The 509-nt window shown below is 56.8% G+C and carries 1 protein-coding gene; it reads right to left on the minus strand.

Annotated features, from left to right (window positions below; translation table 11 throughout):
• Window positions 1-58: 58 nt before the first annotated feature.
• On the minus strand, window positions 59-509 hold a 451-nt coding region (locus V6S97_RS29150), incomplete at its 5' end, for a Tn3 family transposase (protein WP_334428458.1).

Below are 509 nucleotides of genomic sequence, written 5' to 3' on the forward strand. Positions count from 1 at the left end.
TTGGGGTCAGAACAAGAGCAGTCCGAAATCGTACGCTAAGGACGAACGGAATGAGAACTTACGCGGCGTTCCTTAGCCTAGCCGGAAGGCGGAGCGATCGAAATCCGTTCGGCATCTGATGTTCGGCATCCCATGTGTAGATGCCGGTAAGGTTGATATGTTCCCAACTGAGCGGCGAGATGTGTTTCAATAGAGTATCAGGAATGTCTCGCCCCGCTCGTTTCAGCTGTGTGACCGCGCGATCAAGATAAACCGTATTCCAGTGCACGATCGCACTGACGACGAGATTGAGCCCCGAGGCGCGGAACGCCTGGCTTTCGAACGACCGGTCACGGATCTCGCCTCGCTCGTGGAAGAACACAACGCGTTTCAGCTTATGGGCGGCCTCTCCCTTGTTCAGACCGGCTTGGCATCTCCGCCGCAATGCCGGGCTTGAGTACCATTCGATCATGAAGAGCGACCTTTCGATACGGCCGAGTTCGCGGAGCGCCCTCGCGAGATGGCTTTGC

The organism is Agrobacterium sp. CCNWLW155 (genome assembly GCF_036888815.1).
Taxonomy (GTDB): Bacteria; Pseudomonadota; Alphaproteobacteria; order Rhizobiales; family Rhizobiaceae; genus Agrobacterium; species Agrobacterium radiobacter.